Here is a 531-nt window from a genome sequence, read left to right on the forward strand (position 1 = left end):
CCCACGCCGAACGTGACGCCCGCGCCGAACATGAGCCCGCCCACACACCGGTAGATGTCCGATGCGATGGGAATGTGGACCTGACGCGTTGCGGGTGGGCCGGATGATTGGCCCGACGATGAGTCGAAGAACGAATCGACCGCGCGGCGGAATCGACCGCGTTTGTTGGGTGGCTGGTAATTGGAAAGTGACGTCGATGTGCCCTTCCACAATTCGGCCCACTTGTCGATGTCCTTGAATACCACGTCATACGGCGACGGGGGCCAATCAGAATTCGGTTCAGGCAGCATTATTCGACCTCCCTTGCATTATCCAGCGCCACCGTGAGCGCGACGTATACACGCCGTATCGTAGTGCGTCGCACCAGTGATCGGCTTCCTTCAACGGGGCGTCTTCGCCCTTCTTGGATTTGTCAGGATCCCATACGTATCCCTCGATTTCCTCGATCAACGATTCGCACGATTCGTGAACGATCAGCAGCCCGGCGTCGAACAGCGATGCGATCGTGCGCAACCCGTCGTTGACGTCGTT

Annotated in this window: 1 protein-coding gene and 1 pseudogene; both read right to left on the bottom strand. The window is 58.8% G+C overall.

Translation table 11 applies throughout. The features are described from left to right. On the bottom strand, window positions 1-290 hold a 290-nt coding region (locus Q7C20_RS27105; protein ID WP_375071229.1), incomplete at its 3' end, for a hypothetical protein. Then, window positions 280-531: pseudogene (locus Q7C20_RS27110) on the bottom strand (hypothetical protein); the annotation flags it as partial. The gene Q7C20_RS27105 and the pseudogene Q7C20_RS27110, both read right to left, overlap by 11 nt.

Origin of the sequence: Pseudomonas sp. AMR01 (assembly GCF_041946035.1) — a bacterium.
GTDB lineage: Bacteria > Pseudomonadota > Gammaproteobacteria > Pseudomonadales > Pseudomonadaceae > Aquipseudomonas > Aquipseudomonas antarctica_B.